Consider the following 15,052-nt stretch of genomic DNA (forward strand, 5'->3'; position numbering starts at 1 on the left):
CGGCGAAAGCCGGAATCCACGGTTATTGCCAGCGCGAGGTACCTGGATTCCCGCATTCGCCGGAATGACGGCTATCCGACGCATGTGTCTAATCAGGTGAAATTGGCCTGTAACGCTTGTTTATCAAGCGCAGATAGCTATTGTTTTAAGAGTAATTGAATGTTGAACCTCCCCGTAATCGCCCCCTTGAACGACGCAGCGCTGACCGAGCGCCTGCAGTTCCTGATCGACCACAAGACCAAGCCCCTGGGCGCCCTGGGCCGGCTGGAGGCGCTGATGCTGCGCCTGGGCCTGATCCTGGGCAGTGAGGCGCCCGCGCTGCATGCGCCGCAGATGCTGGTGTGCGCGGCCGACCACGGCCTGGCGGCGCGGGGCGTGTCGGCCTACCCCAGCGACGTGACCTGGCAGATGGTGGAGAACTTCCTGGCCGGCGGCGCCGCCGTGAGCGTGCTGGCGCGCCAGCACGGCCTGGCGCTGACGGTGGCCGACTGCGGCGTGGCGCGTGCCATTCCCGCGCGCGATACCGCCCCCGGCGCGCCGCGCCTGGTCAGCCGCCGCATTGCCGCCGGCACGCAGGACGCCAGCGTGGGCCCGGCCATGACGCGCGAGCAATGCGCCCAGGCCCTTGCCAACGGCATGGCCATGGTGCGCGACATGCCGGGCAACGTGCTGCTGCTGGGCGAGATGGGCATAGGCAACACCTCGGTGGCCTCGCTGCTGCTGGCGCGCTTGGGTGGCGTGCCGCTGGCCGACTGCGTGGGCGCGGGCACGGGGCTGGACCCGGCCGGCATCGCGCGCAAGCGGGCCGTGCTGCAGCAGGCGCTGGATGCCAACGCCACGGCCACCGAACCCCTGGCGGCGCTGGCGGCCCTGGGCGGCTTCGAGGTCGCCACGCTCACCGGCGCCGTGCTGCAGGCAGCCAGCGAGCACCGCGTGATCGTGGTCGATGGCTTCATCACCGGCGCGGCGGTGCTGGTGGCCGCGCGCCTGGCGCCCCAGGTGCTGCAGCGTTGCGTGTTTGCCCACCGCTCGGGCGAGCGCGGCCACGCCCATCTGCTGGAGGTGCTGCGCGCCGATCCGCTGATCGACCTGGGCCTGCGCCTGGGCGAGGGCTCGGGTGCGGCGCTGGCCTGGCCGCTGTTGGTGTCGGCCTGCGCCGTGTTGCGCGAGATGGCGAGCTTCGAGTCCGCCGGGGTGAATGGGCCGAGTGGCGGTTGACCTGTATCAAGTTGCCGGCGGGAAAACGCGTTACCGTTCATTTGAGATGCGGGCAATAGGAATTACCCGTATCCGTCACTGAAAGGAACAGCGAATGATCAAGGAAGTTACCGGCGATATCCTGCTCAGCAAGGCAGACCTGCTTGCCCACGGCATTTCGGCATTTGACCCTTTTGACAGTGGCCTGGCCCTGGCGCTGCGCGAGCGCTGGCCCTCGCTGGTCAAGGACTACCGCCATGACACCCATTCCAAGGCCATAGGGGCCGGCGAGCTGTGGGCGTGGGCGGGCGTGCAGCAAGGCGGCGGCGTGCGCCGCATCGTGAATCTGGTCACCCAGAACACCCTGGGCCAGGGCCCCAGTGCCAAGCCGGGCAAGGCCAGCGTCGAGAACGTGCGCGCCGCCCTGCAAAGCCTGGCCAGGTTCGTGCGGCAAGAGGGCATCACCAGCGTGGCCCTGCCGCGCCTGGCCACGGGCGTGGGTGGCCTGGCGTGGGACGACGTGAAGCCGCTGATCACCCAGTACCTGGGCGATCTGGCCGTCCCCGTGATCGTCTACAGCACCTATCGCAAGGATGTGCAGGCCGACGAAGGGCTGTAAGCGCCCCGGGGCGTGCGATGCGCTGATTCCTGGCCCGCCCTGGCGGGCCAGGCCGTTGGTGGAAGGGGGTATTCAGGGCGCCGGCGTCTTGGGCCGGTAATCGCAATACGGCGCCACCGCGCATTCCCAGCAGCGCGGCTTGCGCGCCTGGCAGACGTAGCGCCCCAGCAAAATGAGCCAGTGGTGCGCGTCCACCAGGTACTCCCGCGGCACGCGCCGCAGTAGTTGTTTTTCCACCTCCAACGGAGTCTTGCCCGGCGCCAGGCCGGTGCGGTTGCCCACGCGAAAGATATGCGTGTCCACCGCCATGGTGGGCTGGCCGAAGGCCACGTTCAGCACCACGTTGGCGGTCTTGCGGCCCACGCCGGGCAGGGCCTCAAGGGCCTCGCGCGTGCGTGGCACCTGGCCGCCATGCTGCTCGACCAGGATGCGGCAGGTGGCCAGCAGGTTGCGCGCCTTGGTCGGGTACAGGCCTATGGTCTTGATGTAGCCCTCCAGGCGCTCCAGCCCCAGATCCAGCATGGCCTGCGGCGTGCCCGCCACCGGAAACAAGCGGCGCGTGGCCTTGTTCACGCCCACGTCGGTGGCCTGGGCCGAGAGCAGCACGGCGCAGAGCAGCTCGAACACCGTGGTGTATTCCAGTTCGGTGTTGGGCTGCGGGTTGGCGGCCTTGAGGGTGGCGAAGAAGGGTTCTATGTCGCGCGGCTTCATGGGGCGCCATTGTCACCGGCTCGGCGATGTGAATTGGCGACAATGCGGGCCTGCCGTTTTGCCATCACAACAGGGATTGCACCCATGCCCATTGCCTTTGCCGACCGTCTGAATAACGTAGAAACCTCCGCCATCCGCGAGCTTTTCAAGCTGCTGGGCAAGCCCGGCATCATCAGTTTTGCCGGGGGGTTTCCGGACAGCGCCATGTTCGACGTGGAGGGTATCAGCGCGGCCAGCCAGCGTGCGCTGGCCGAGGAGCCCGGCGCCGCCCTGCAGTACGGCGCCACCGAGGGCTACCAGCCGCTGCGCGAGCAGCTCGCCGCCTTCATGGCGGCCAAGGGCGCGAGCGATGTGGCGCCGGAGCAGCTCATCGTCACCACCGGCAGCCAGCAGGCGCTGGATCTGCTGGGCAAGACCCTGATCAACCCTGGCGACAAGGTGATCGTCGAAGGCCCGACGTTTCTCGCCACCATCCAGTGCTTTCGCCTGTATGGCGCCGAACTGATCAGCGCGCCCATCGACGGCGATGGCGTGAAGACCGACGAGCTGGAGCGCCTGATTGCCGAGCACCGCCCCAAATTCGTCTACCTGATTCCCACCTTCGGCAACCCCAGCGGCGCCATGCTCAGCCTGGAGCGGCGCAAGAAGGTGCTGGAGCTGGCCGTCAAGTACCAGACCCTGGTCGTCGAGGACGACCCCTATGGCGACCTGTACTTTGGTGCGGCTCCTCCCCCCAGCCTGCTGGCCTTGTCGGCCCAGGTGCCGGGCAGCCGTGATTGGCTGGCGCATTGCGGGTCACTGTCCAAGGTGCTTTCGCCCGGCCTGCGCGTGGGCTGGCTGATGGCCCCGCCCGAGTTGCTGGCCAAAGCCACCATGTGCAAGCAGTTTTCCGACGCGCACACCAGCACCTTCGCCCAGGCCACGGCCGCGCAGTACCTCAAGGTCGGGCGCATGCCGGCCACGCTGGCCCATGTGCGTGCGGTGTATGCCGAGCGCGCCCAGGCCATGAGCGACGCGCTGCGCGCCCAGCTGGGCGCGGCCGTGGACTTTGTTCAGCCCCAGGGCGGCCTGTTCGTCTGGGCGCGCCTGACCGGTGCGGGTGGCGCCGTGCAGGATGGCAATCTGCTGGCCCAGCGTGCCATCGCCAAGGGCGTGGCCTTTGTGCCGGGCGCGCCGTTCTTTTGCGCCAACCCGGACCCGGCCACGCTGCGCCTGTCCTTCGCCACGGCCGACGTGGCGAAGATCCGCGAGGGCGTGGCGCACCTGGGCCAGGCGCTGGCGCAGCCATGAGCACGCAAGAGCGGCTGGAGGCGCTGGAGGTCAAGGCCGCCTTCACCGAGGATCTGCTGGATCAGCTGAACCTGACCATCTACCGCCAGCAGCAGCAAATTGACGGGTTGCTGCGCGCCGTGACCGAGCTGCGCCAGCAGCGCCCCGAGGGCGGCACCGGCGCACGCAGCCTGCGCGACGAGCTGCCGCCGCATTATTGATTTTGAAGAAAATTGGCCTGACTAGGCGCATACCTCAGACTGGGCCGCGAGCCCTCACCCCCACCCTCTCCCAGAGGGAGAGGGAGTAAAGCCGGCGCAACCGGTCGCCCTCGCCCCTTTGGGGAGAGGGAGGGGTGAGGGGCATCTGCGACATGTACATAGTCAGGAAAATTGGCCTGTAGCGCCCGTCAATAAAGCGCTAACAGCTCTTTTTTTGATAGTTGGAGCAACTCCATGCAATACCGTCAATTGGGCAAGAGCCCGCTGCAGGTCTCGGCCCTGTGCCTGGGCACCATGATGTTTGGCGACCAGACGGGCGAGACCGAGGCCGCTGCCATCGTCGCCCATGCGCGCGAGCAGGGCGTGAACTACATCGACACGGCCGACGTCTACACCCAGGGCGCGTCCGAGGCCATGCTGGGCCGGCTGCTCAAGGGCCAGCGCCAGGACTGGGTGCTGGCCACCAAGCTGGGCAACAAGATGGGCGACCTGCCCAACCGGGCGGGCTACTCGCGCGCCTGGATGCTGCGCGAGGTCGAAGCGAGCCTTGAGCGGCTGCAGACCGACCATGTGGACATCCTCTACCTGCACCGTGACTACGAGGCCATGGATCTGGAGGAGCCGCTCTACGCCATCGAGGCGCTGCTGCGTGCCGGCAAGATTCGCTACTGGGGCCTGTCCAACTTCCGCGCCTGGCGCATGGCCGAGCTGGTGCATGGCGCGCGCCGCATCGCCATGCCTGGGCCGGTGGTGTGCCAGCCCTACTACAACCTGCTCAACCGCATGCCCGAGGTCGAGATACTGCCGGCCTGCGCGCACCATGGCCTGGGCGTGACGCCCTACAGCCCGGTGGCGCGCGGTGTGCTGACCGGCAAGTACCTGCCGGGCCAGGCGCCCGAGGCCGGCACGCGCGCCGGGCGTGGCGACCGGCGCATGGGCCAGACCGAGTTCCGCCAGGAGTCGCTGGCCATCGCGCAAACGCTCAAGCAGCATGCCGGCCAGCGCGGCGTGACGCTGGCGCAGTTCGCCACCGCCTGGGTGCTGGCGCACCGCAGCGTGAGCAGCGTCATCGCCGGCCCGCGCACGCTGGCGCAGTGGCAGGACTACCTGCCGGCGCTGGACTATCGGGTAACGCCCGAGGACGAGGCGCTCATCGACAGCCTGGTGGCGCCCGGCCACCCGTCCACGCCCGGCTATACCGATCCGGCCTACCCGCTTGAGCGGCGCCGGCCGTGAGCGGCTGCGCCCCGGAGGTCTGTGATGGACATCGCCGGCTGTGACGCGCAGCGCCTGCAGCTATTGCTGCAGCGCGAGATGCCGTTTGGCAAGCACAAGGGCAGGGTGATTGCCGACCTGCCGGCCAACTACCTGCAATGGTTTGCGCGCGAGGGCTTTCCGCGCGGCGAGATCGGCCAGCTGTTGGCCTTGATGTATGAGATAGACCACAACGGCCTGCGCGGGCTGCTGGCGCCGCTGCGCGCCAGCCAGCCAGCAGGCCGTCAGCCGAAATAGCCGCGAAACAGGTTGCGCGCAATGCCGTGGGCCACGGTCTGCAGCTCGCGCGCCACCTCGGGGGCGAACACGCGCTCGGTGTGCTGGCCCCACAGGCGCAGCCAGACGGCGAAATGCTCGGGCGCGACGCCGTCCACGGCCATGTGCTTGCCGAATACGTCGCCCTTGAAGCTGCGCGTGCCCAGCGCCACGGTGCTCCAGAACTCCACCATGCGCTCCAGGTGCGTGTCCCAGTGCGCGCCAATGGCGCGGTCGAACAGCGGGCCCAGCTGGGCGTCGGCACGCACGTCGGCGTAGAACCCGTGCACCAGGTCGGTCAGGCCCTCGCGCGTGGGGATGTCCAGGGCGCTCATGCGCAGCCGCAGCCACCGCCGCCGCAGTCTTGCGGTTGCGCGGCCTGCTCGAATTGCGGGAACAAGATGTTGTTCTCCAGGTGGATATGGTTGATCAGGTCTTCGCGCAGCTGCGCCAGGCCGGTGTAGAGCGCGCGCCAGGTGTTGCAGGCGCCCATGGGCGGGGTGATATCGTTGGTCAGGCTGGCCAGGTGTTCCAGCGCCTCGCCATGGTCGTTGTGCTCGTGGCGCATCATGGCGATGGGCTGGCTCACGAAGCTGTTGCCGCCGGCGCGCAGCATGGGGAACAGCACGGCCTCTTCCTTGTGCATGTGCATGAGCAGCTCCTGCTCCATGGTCTCCAGCGCATCGGCCAGGCCATGCGGGGTGTTGGGGTTGTCGCGGTGCACGGCCTCCACGCGGCGCGCCATGCGGATCAGCTCGGGCAGCTGGGCGCGGTGCACCTCGTGGTAGCGCGCGATGATGTGCTCGACCAGCTCCGTGGGCGTGCCCAGGTCGGGCAGCTCGCTGGGGCGTTGCAGCGCCGATAGCTCATGCACCACGGCCTGCAGATCCAGGCCCTTGTCGCTGGCCGCCTGGTCCAGGCTGACATGGCCGCCGCAGCAGAAATCGAGCTTCAGACGGCGAAACACGGCAGTGGCGCCGGGCAGCTGCACGGCGATCTGGCCTATGGCCTGGCTGGGGTCAATGGTGCTGGCGTCGGCGATGGCGTTCATGGTGGGTTCCTAAAGATTCATTTAATCTGAATATTTTATTCTCTAAAATGCATCGGATGTGAATCTTTTGCCTTGCACCGTGGGAACCCCATGCGACTGACCCAGTGGACCGATTACGCGCTGCGCGTGCTGATGTACTGCGCCGCCTGCCAGGAGCGCGAGCAGCCCGTGACCATCAGCGAGGTGGCCGACGCACACGGCATATCGCGCAGCCACCTGACAAAAATCGTGCAGCAGCTGGCCATGCAGGGCCTGCTGGACACCACGCGCGGACGCGGCGGCGGCATGCGCCTGATGCGGCCGGCGCAGGAGATCAGCGTGGGCGCCGTGGTGCGCATGACCGAGACCGACTTCGACATGGTCGAATGCTTCAACGCCGAGCTGAACCAGTGCCGCATGAGCCAGCATTGCCGGCTGCAAAGCGTGTTGTCCACGGCGACACGCGCCTACCTGGCGGTACTCGACGGCCTGACCGTGGCCGACCTGGTGGCGCCGTTGGCTCCGGGCAAGGAAGGCGGCGCGGCGACGGGCCAGCCCGTGCGCTGGGTGCCCGGCCTGCCGCAGTCGGCGTGAAAAATGGGTTGAATACGGCTGCAGCCCTTGTGCACCAAGCGCAAACAGCTATTAATTAAATAGCATTCTCTGGCTCCAGCCATTGCCTTGCGGCCGCCATCACGCAGTGCGTGAGCCGCTCCAGCGCCGCTTGGGCGCTGCGCGGGTGGGTCCAGAACAGGGGCATGTCCAGGGCCATGCCGGGCAGCAGCTGCACCAGGCTGCCATGGGCCAGTTGCCGGCCAATCAACCCCGTGGGGTGTATGCCCCAGCCCATGCCCACCTCGCAGGCGCGCACATAGCCGAAGTTGGACGGCAGGAAATGCTGCGGCGCATGCGTGCGCGTGGCCAGGCCATGGGCCTGCAGCCATTGCTGCGGCAGGCGATCCTTGCGGTCGTAGACCATCACCGGCGCCTGCGCCAGGGCAGCGGCCGACACACCCTGGGCGAAATGCCGGGCGATGAAGCCCGGGCTGGCGGCCGCTACATAGCGCATGCGCCCCAGCGGCCAGCTGTTGCAGCCGGCAATGCTGGCGCCGCTGGCGGTGACGGCGGCGACCACCTCGCCACGGCGCAGGCGCTCGGCCGTGTGCTCCTGGTCGTCCAGGCGCAGCTCCAGCAGCTCGGGGCCGCCGGCGGTGAAGACCGCCATGGCATCCATGAACCAGGTGGAGAGCGAGTCGGCGTTCACCGCCAGCTTCAGCGTGGGGGCGGGTGCATCGGGCAGCAGGCCGGGGTGGCTGCGGCGCAGCTGGTGCTCCAGCAGCGCCACCTGCTCCAGATGCAGGCACAGGCGCTGGCCGGCCTCGGTACCGGTGCAGGGGCTGCCGCGCTGCACAAGCACCTGGCCCAGGCGCTCTTCGAGCTGCTTGACGCGCTGCGACACGGCCGAGGGCGTGACATGCAGGCGGCGCGCCGCGCGCTCGAAGCTGCCCTCGTGCAGCACGGTGGCCAGGGCCTCGAGACTGGTGTAGTCCAGCATGCAGAATTGCTAAATATCGTTTAGACAACTTAAGTATACGTAAACCATTGGCGGGCCTAGTGTAGTGTTCGATTCTTGATTGAACTTAAAAAGTCGGCTGGTATCCCATGCTCAACTGGAGCTTGAAAGGGAGCCAATCCATGCGAGTTGCGCCAAAGATCGAATTGACGGATGAAGAGCGTGCGGCGTTGACGAAGCTTTGGCGCTCGGGCCTGACGAGCGTACGTCTGGCGCAGCGCGCACGCATCATCTTGCTGGCAGACCAGGGCCTGAACAACAAGAATATTGCCGCGCAACTGGGCATCGGTCGCATGCAGCCGGCGCGCTGGCGCGAGCGCTACCTGCAAGGCGGCATCAAGGCTATCGAGCGCGACTTGCCACGCGGCGCGCCGCCGGTAAAGGTGGACGTGGCCCAGCTGGTGCAGTTGACAACCCAGAGCAGCCCCGAAGCGATCACGCACTGGAGCACACGCAAGATGGGCACGCTGCTGGGCGTCAGCGCCAGCACGTGATGCGCCATTGGCATGCGCACGGGCTCAAGCCGCATCTGGTGCACAGCTTCAAGGTCTCGCGTGACCCCCAGTTTGCCCAGAAGCTCGAAGACATCGTGGGCTTGTACATGTCCCCGCCTGAGCATGCCCTGGTGCTGTGCTGCGACGAGAAGAGCCAGGTGCAGGCGCTCGATCGCACGCAGCCGGGACTGCCCCTGAAGAAGGGGCGTGCGCAGACGATGACGCACGACTACAAGCGCCACGGCACGACCACATTGTTTGCGGCGCTCAACGTGCTCGATGGCCAAGTCATCAGCCAATGCCAGCAGCGCCACACCCATGTGCAGTGGTTGAAGTTCCTCAAGCAGATCGACCGCGAGACACCCAAGGACAAAACGCTGCACCTGATCGCCGACAACTACGCCACGCACAAGCACCCGGTGGTGCAGGACTGGCTGGCCAAGCACCCGCGCTTTCACATGCACTTCACGCCGACCTCGGCGTCGTGGCTGAACATGGTCGAGCGTTTCTTTCGTGACCTGACCACAGAACGGCTGCGCCGCGGCGTATTCACCAGCGTGCCGCAGCTGGTGGCCGCCATTGATGAATACGTGGCACATCACAATACCAACCCCAAACCGTTCATCTGGACCAAGAGCGCCCGCGACATCCTGCAGAAGGTCATTCGGGCCAATAGCCGATTAAGCTCCAAACAGAATGGAACACTACACTAGCATGCGGGCCATGTTCGATGCTGCTGTCCTCTCTTCATCCTGGCTCACGGGCTTTACCGTGTGTCTGTCGCTGATCGCCTCCATAGGCGCACAAAACCTCTACGTGTTGCGCCAGGCGGTGCAGGGTGAACATGTGCGCGCCTGCGTGGCCTGGTGCGTGGCCAGCGACGCGCTGCTGGTGGCCCTGGGCGTGGCCGGCATGGCGCGGCTGCTGGCCGGCGCGCCCACGCTGGCGCTGTGGCTGCGCCTGGGCGGGGCGCTCTTTCTGCTGGCCTATGGCCTGCTGGCCTGGCACCGCGCGCTGTTTGCGGCCGATGCCGGGCCACGGGCAGACGGCGCGCGCGTGGCGCGCGGCTGGCTGGGCGTGGTCGGCGGCCTGGCGGTGATCACCCTGTTCAACCCCCATGTGTACCTGGACACGGTGCTGCTCATCGGCAGCATAGGCGCGCGCCACGAGGGCGCGCTCAAGTGGATCTTCGTGCTGGGAGCAGCCTGCGCCAGCCTGACCTGGTTTGCCTTGCTGGCCTGGGCCGGCCGGCGCCTGCAGGGGCTGTTTGCCCGGCCGCGCGCCTGGCGCATGCTCGATGGCCTGACGGGCGCCATGATGCTGTTGCTGGCCTGGTGGGTCTGGCAGGGAACCTGAGGCGGCTCATCGTTATCCATCGGGACAGGCGCCACTGCGGGATTCACGCACCTGTTCAAAGCCGGAGCAAGGTGCTACAACGATCTCGCAGGGCTGGTCAGGCAATGCAGTTTTGCGGCACCGTCCGCTGTGGGCGTGCCGCCATAGGAGGCTCTTATGGATGCCATCAGCAACTTTGCCGCACGTTACGTCCGTCTGCGCGAAGAGGAGATGTCGATCGACGAATACCTCGCGCTGTGCCAGCGTGATCCCATGGCCTACGGCAGCGCCGCACAGCGCATGCTCACGGCCATTGGCGAGCCCGAGATGGTGGACACGCGCAGCGACCCGCACCTGTCGCGCCTGTTCGCCAACAAGGTCATTCGCCGCTACCCCGCGTTTGCTGAGTTCTATGGCATGGAGGACGCCATCGACCAGGTGGTGAGCTTCTTCCGCCATGCCGCCCAGGGGCTGGAGGAGCGCAAGCAGATCCTCTACCTGCTGGGCCCGGTGGGCGGGGGCAAGAGCTCGATCGCCGAGCGCCTCAAATACCTGATGCAGAAGGTGCCGTTCTACGCCCTCAAGGGCTCGCCGGTGAACGAGTCGCCGCTGGGCCTGTTCGACGTGGCCGAGGATGGCCCGGTGCTGGAGGAGCAGTTCGGCATTCCGCGCCGCTACCTGCAGCATGTGCTCTCGCCCTGGGCCGTCAAGCGCCTGGAGGAATACGGCGGCGACATCCGGCAGTTTCGCGTGGTCAAGCGCTACCCCAGCATCCTGCGCCAGGTGGCGGTTGCCAAGACCGAGCCGGGTGACGAGAACAACCAGGACATCTCCAGCCTGGTGGGCAAGGTGGACATCCGCAAGCTGGAGAACTTTGCCCAGGACGACACCGACGCCTACAGCTACTCCGGCGGCCTGTGCCTGGCCAATCAGGGCCTGCTGGAGTTCGTCGAGATGTTCAAGGCGCCCATCAAGGTGCTGCACCCGCTGCTCACCGCCACGCAGGAGGGCAACTACAAGGGCACGGAGGGCTTTGGCGCGATACCGTTTGACGGTATCGTGCTCGCGCACAGCAACGAGAGCGAGTGGAAGGCATTTCGCAACAATCGCAACAACGAGGCCTTTCTGGATCGCATCTACATCGTCAAGGTGCCGTACTGCCTGCGCGTCTCTGAAGAGATCAAGATCTACGAGAAGCTGATCCGCGAATCGTCTCTGGCCCACGCCATCTGCGCGCCCGGCACGCTGAAGATGATGGCGCAGTTCTCCGTGCTCACGCGCCTGAAGGAGCCCGAGAATTCCAGCATCTTCAGCAAGATGCAGGTCTACGACGGCGAAAGCCTCAAGGACACCGACCCGCGCGCCAAGAGCTACCAGGAGTACCGCGACTACGCCGGCGTGGACGAGGGCATGAGTGGCATCTCCACGCGCTTTGCCTTCAAGATCCTGTCCAAGGTTTTCAACTACGACAGCACCGAGGTGGCGGCCAACCCGGTGCATCTGATGTATGTGCTGGAGCGGCAGATAGAGCGCGAGCAGTTCCCCGCCGAGCTGGAGACCAAGTACACCGGCTACATCAAGGAATATCTCTCGCCGCGTTACGCCGAGTTCATAGGCAAGGAGATCCAGACCGCCTACCTGGAGAGCTACAGCGAGTACGGCCAGAACATTTTCGACCGCTACGTGACCTATGCCGACTACTGGATACAGGACAGCGAGTACCGCGACACCGACACCGGCGAGGTGTTCGACCGCAGCGCCCTGAATGCCGAGCTGGAGAAGATAGAGAAGCCCGCGGGCATCGCCAACTCGAAGGATTTCCGCAACGAGATCGTCAACTTCGTGCTGCGCGCGCGCGCCAACAACCAGGGCAAGAACCCGAGCTGGACCAGCTACGAGAAGCTGCGCCTGGTGATCGAGAAGAAGATGTTCTCCAACACCGAGGAGCTGCTGCCCGTGATTAGCTTTAACGCCAAGGCCAGCGCCGAGGATGCGCGCAAGCACGAGGACTTTGTCACCCGCATGGAATCCAAAGGCTACACGCCCAAGCAGGTGCGCCTGCTGTGCGAGTGGTACCTGCGCGTGCGCAAGAGCAGCTGAGCGCTTGGCGTTGTGCGTTTTGCGTCGGGCGGACTTCTCGCAAAACGCTCAACGCTCAACCTCTCCAGGGGTAACAGATGGCACTGCATATCATCGACCGCAGGCTTGCCGGCAAGAACAAGTCGGTGGGCAACCGCGAGCGCTTCCTGCGCCGCTACAAGGCGCAGATCGCCGAGGCTGTGCGCCGTGCCGTGTCCAAGCGCGATATTCGCCATATCGAGCAGGCCGAAAACATTACCATCCCGAAGAAGGACATCGGCGAACCGGTGTTCCACCATGGCACGGGTGGCATACGCGATACCGTGCATCCGGGCAACACCGAGCATGTGCGTGGCGACCGCATCGCCAGGCCCCAGGGCGGTGCCGGTGGCGCGGGCTCGCAGGCCAGCGACAGCGGCGAGGGCGAGGACGACTTCACCTTCACCCTGAGCCGCGACGAGTTCATGCAGCTGTTCTTTGAAGACCTGGCCCTGCCGCGCCTGCTGCGCACCCACCTGGGCGATACCCCTTTGTTTCGCACGCGCCGCGCCGGCTACAGCCGCGACGGCACGCCGCACAACCTGGCGGTGCTGTGCACCATGCGTGGCGCTTTAGGCCGGCGCATGGCATTGACCAAGGCGCCGCAGCGCGAGCTGCAGGTGCTGCAGCAGCAGCTCGACGAGCTTTTGACCCAGGACGACGGCACCAGCGAGGCCGTGGCCGAGCTGCAGCAGCGCATCGCCGCACTGCAGGCGCGCGTGGGCAAGGTGGCTTTTCTCGACCCCATAGACCTGCGCTTTCGCAACCGCATCAAGGTGCCCGTGCCCAGCAGCCAGGCAGTGATGTTCTGCGTGATGGACGTGTCCGGCTCCATGGATGAGGCGCGCAAGGACTTGGCCAAGCGTTTCTTCATCCTGCTGTACCTGTTTCTCACGCGGCACTACGAAAAGATCGACATCGTCTTCATACGCCACCACACCCAGGCCGCCGAGGTCAGCGAGGACGATTTCTTCCACTCCACCGAGAGCGGCGGCACCGTGGTCAGCAGCGCCCTGGTGCTGCTCGATCAGATCATGCGCGCGCGCTACTCCTCGCAGGACTGGAACATCTACGTTGCCCAGGCCAGCGACGGCGACAACTTCACCAACGACAGCGGCAACTGCCGCAGCCTGCTGGAGGAGAGGATCCTGCCCCTGGTGCGCTACTTTGCCTATGTGCAGGTGGCGCAGGAGGAGCAAAACCTGTGGCAGGAGTACACCCAGCTTGCCCCGCGGTTCCCGCAGTTCGCGATGCGCAAGGTGTCCGAGCCCGGGGAGATCTACCCCGTGCTGCGCGACCTGTTCAAGAAGGAAGGGGTATCGGCATGAACCTCTCGCATTACCCCGCCCTGGCGCGCCGCACCGGTTCGCACCATGGCAAGCCGGGCGCCGCCGCGCAGCGCGCTGCGCGGGGCGTGCCGCGCTCCCTGCTGCCAGCGGGCAAGCGTCCGGCCCACCCCTTGCCCGACCCCAGCGACTGGACGTTCGAGCTGATCGAGCGCTACCACGCGGCCATCGCCGCCACGGCCGAGCGTTATGGCCTGGACACCTATCCGAACCAGCTGGAGGTGATCTCGGCCGAGCAGATGATGGACGCCTACGCCAGCGTCGGCATGCCGGTGGGCTACCGCCACTGGAGCTATGGCAAAGAATTTTTAGCCACCGAGCGGCGCTACCGGCGCGGCCACATGGGGCTGGCGTACGAGATCGTCATCAACTCCAACCCCTGCATCTGCTACCTGATGGAGGAGAACACCACGGCCATGCAGGCCCTGGTGATCGCCCATGCGGCCTACGGGCACAACAGCTTCTTCAAGAACAACTACCTGTTCGGCATGTGGACGGACGCCGGCAGCATCATCGACTACCTGGTCTATGCGCGCGACTTCGTTGCCCAGTGCGAGGAGCGCCATGGCCTGGACACCGTCGAGCAATGGCTGGACTCCTGCCACGCGCTGGCCAACCTGGGGGTGGACCGCTACCACCGTCCGTCCAAGAAAAGCCTGGCGCGCGAGCGCGCCGAGCGCGAGCAGCGCGAGGCCTACGCCCAGCAGCAGGTCAACGTGCTCTGGCGCACCCTGCCGGCGCGCCCGGGCAAGGACAGTGCAGCCCAGGCCAATGAGCGCTTTCCCAAGGAGCCCGAGGAGAACATCCTCTACTTCATCGAGAAGAACGCCCCGCTGCTGGAGCCCTGGCAGAGAGAAATAGTGCGCATCGTGCGCAAGATCGCCCAGTACTTCTACCCCCAGCGCCAGACCCAGGTGATGAACGAGGGCTGGGCCACCTTCTGGCACTACACCCTGCTGAGCACCCTGTACGACGAGGGCTGGCTGACCGACGGCGTGATGATCGAATGGCTGTCATCGCACACCAACGTCATCTACCAGCCGCCCGCCGGGCACCGCGCCTACAGCGGCATCAACCCCTACGCCCTGGGCTTTTCCATGTACCAGGACATCCGGCGCATTTGCGAACACCCCAGCGAGGAAGACCGGCGCTGGTTCCCCGACATCGCCGGCACGCCCTGGCTGCCCGTGCTGCACCATGCCATGCAGAACTTCAAGGACGAAAGCTTTGTCGGCCAGTTCCTGAGCCCCAAGCTGATGCGCGACATGCGCCTGTTCTCCATTCACGACGACGCCAGCGAGCGCGAACTGCTGGTCAGCGCCATCCACGACGAGGACGGCTACCGCCAGCTGCGCCAGACCCTGTCGCAGCAATACGACCTGGGCGTGCGCGAGCCCAACATCCAGGTCTGGAACGTGAACCTGCGCGGCGACCGCTGCCTGACCCTGCGCCACACCCAGTACCAGGGCCGCCCGCTGGCGGCCGATGCGCTGGAGGTGCTCAAGCATGTGGCGCGCCTGTGGGGCTTTGGCGTACAGCTGGAAAGCGTCAACAGCGACGGCGAACTGCCGGTGCTGCTGCACAGCGTGCCGGCGCCACCCGGCTGATA

Annotated in this window: 15 protein-coding genes and 1 pseudogene; 12 read left to right on the forward strand and 4 right to left on the reverse strand. The window is 66.2% G+C overall.

Annotated features, from left to right (window positions below; all coding sequences use genetic code 11):
- Positions 1–159: 159 nt before the first annotated feature.
- Both cobT and P4826_RS19150 read left to right on the forward strand, forming a co-directional pair.
- Positions 160–1,218 carry a nicotinate-nucleotide--dimethylbenzimidazole phosphoribosyltransferase gene (gene cobT / locus P4826_RS19145; RefSeq protein ID WP_317701926.1) on the forward strand — a complete coding sequence of 353 codons (1,059 nt, stop codon included), beginning with the start codon at positions 160–162 and terminating at the stop codon, positions 1,216–1,218.
- A gap of 94 nt (positions 1,219–1,312) precedes the next feature.
- On the forward strand, positions 1,313–1,816 hold the full coding sequence (locus P4826_RS19150) for a macro domain-containing protein (RefSeq protein WP_317701927.1): 504 nt from the start codon (positions 1,313–1,315) through the stop codon (positions 1,814–1,816).
- Positions 1,817–1,888: 72 nt separating this feature from the next.
- Here P4826_RS19150 and nth read toward each other — a convergent pair whose 3' ends face one another.
- Positions 1,889–2,527: an endonuclease III gene (gene nth, locus P4826_RS19155; protein WP_317701928.1), complete on the reverse strand. Its 639-nt coding sequence runs from the start codon at positions 2,525–2,527 to the stop codon at positions 1,889–1,891.
- Positions 2,528–2,617: 90 nt separating this feature from the next.
- On the opposite strand from nth, the gene P4826_RS19160 reads away from it, so the two are divergent.
- The 4 genes from P4826_RS19160 to P4826_RS19175 all read left to right on the forward strand — a co-directional run bounded on the left by P4826_RS19160 (position 2,618) and on the right by P4826_RS19175 (position 5,529).
- Positions 2,618–3,817 carry an aminotransferase-like domain-containing protein gene (locus tag P4826_RS19160; protein ID WP_317703805.1) on the forward strand — a complete coding sequence of 400 codons (1,200 nt, stop codon included), beginning with the start codon at positions 2,618–2,620 and terminating at the stop codon, positions 3,815–3,817.
- A complete protein-coding gene (locus tag P4826_RS19165; protein ID WP_317701929.1) occupies positions 3,814–4,017 on the forward strand; it encodes a SlyX family protein in 204 nt (67 codons plus the stop codon). Before P4826_RS19160 ends, P4826_RS19165 begins: the two co-directional genes overlap by 4 nt.
- A gap of 234 nt (positions 4,018–4,251) precedes the next feature.
- Entirely contained in the window at positions 4,252–5,253 is a 1,002-nt protein-coding gene (locus P4826_RS19170; RefSeq protein ID WP_317701930.1) for an aldo/keto reductase, read from the forward strand.
- A 24-nt stretch (positions 5,254–5,277) separates the two neighbouring features.
- Complete coding sequence (locus P4826_RS19175) at positions 5,278–5,529, forward strand: DUF3820 family protein (RefSeq protein ID WP_317701931.1); 252 nt, start codon at positions 5,278–5,280, stop codon at positions 5,527–5,529.
- On the opposite strand, the gene P4826_RS19180 is transcribed toward P4826_RS19175, so the two are convergent.
- A complete protein-coding gene (locus P4826_RS19180) occupies positions 5,517–5,882 on the reverse strand; it encodes a group III truncated hemoglobin (protein WP_317701932.1) in 366 nt (121 codons plus the stop codon). The genes P4826_RS19175 and P4826_RS19180 overlap by 13 nt on opposite strands.
- Complete coding sequence (gene ytfE, locus P4826_RS19185) at positions 5,879–6,598, reverse strand: iron-sulfur cluster repair protein YtfE (protein ID WP_317701933.1); 720 nt, start codon at positions 6,596–6,598, stop codon at positions 5,879–5,881. The genes P4826_RS19180 and ytfE overlap by 4 nt, the downstream gene beginning before the upstream one ends.
- A gap of 90 nt (positions 6,599–6,688) precedes the next feature.
- Here ytfE and P4826_RS19190 point away from each other — a divergent pair, with 90 nt between their 5' ends.
- On the forward strand, positions 6,689–7,171 hold the full coding sequence (locus P4826_RS19190) for an RrF2 family transcriptional regulator (protein WP_317701934.1): 483 nt from the start codon (positions 6,689–6,691) through the stop codon (positions 7,169–7,171).
- A gap of 55 nt (positions 7,172–7,226) precedes the next feature.
- On the opposite strand, the gene P4826_RS19195 is transcribed toward P4826_RS19190, so the two are convergent.
- Complete coding sequence (locus P4826_RS19195) at positions 7,227–8,132, reverse strand: HTH-type transcriptional regulator ArgP (protein WP_317701935.1); 906 nt, start codon at positions 8,130–8,132, stop codon at positions 7,227–7,229.
- Between the two features lie 140 nt (positions 8,133–8,272).
- Here P4826_RS19195 and P4826_RS19200 point away from each other — a divergent pair.
- The 5 genes and pseudogenes from P4826_RS19200 to P4826_RS19220 all read left to right on the forward strand — a co-directional run bounded on the left by P4826_RS19200 (position 8,273) and on the right by P4826_RS19220 (position 15,050).
- Positions 8,273–9,357 (forward strand): annotated as a pseudogene (locus tag P4826_RS19200) (IS630 family transposase).
- Complete coding sequence (locus tag P4826_RS19205; RefSeq protein WP_425605189.1) at positions 9,341–10,000, forward strand: LysE/ArgO family amino acid transporter; 660 nt, start codon at positions 9,341–9,343, stop codon at positions 9,998–10,000. Before P4826_RS19200 ends, P4826_RS19205 begins: the two are co-directional and overlap by 17 nt.
- Positions 10,001–10,156: 156 nt before the next feature.
- Positions 10,157–12,079 (forward strand): PrkA family serine protein kinase, encoded by a 1,923-nt coding sequence (locus P4826_RS19210; protein WP_317701936.1) that lies wholly within the window; start codon positions 10,157–10,159, stop codon positions 12,077–12,079.
- 77 nt (positions 12,080–12,156) lie between these two features.
- Positions 12,157–13,425 carry a YeaH/YhbH family protein gene (locus tag P4826_RS19215; RefSeq protein WP_317701937.1) on the forward strand — a complete coding sequence of 423 codons (1,269 nt, stop codon included), beginning with the start codon at positions 12,157–12,159 and terminating at the stop codon, positions 13,423–13,425.
- A complete protein-coding gene (locus tag P4826_RS19220) occupies positions 13,422–15,050 on the forward strand; it encodes a SpoVR family protein (RefSeq protein WP_317701938.1) in 1,629 nt (542 codons plus the stop codon). The genes P4826_RS19215 and P4826_RS19220 overlap by 4 nt, the downstream gene beginning before the upstream one ends.
- Positions 15,051–15,052 lie beyond the last annotated feature (2 nt).

Source organism: Diaphorobacter limosus (genome assembly GCF_033100095.1).
GTDB lineage: Bacteria > Pseudomonadota > Gammaproteobacteria > Burkholderiales > Burkholderiaceae_C > Alicycliphilus > Alicycliphilus limosus.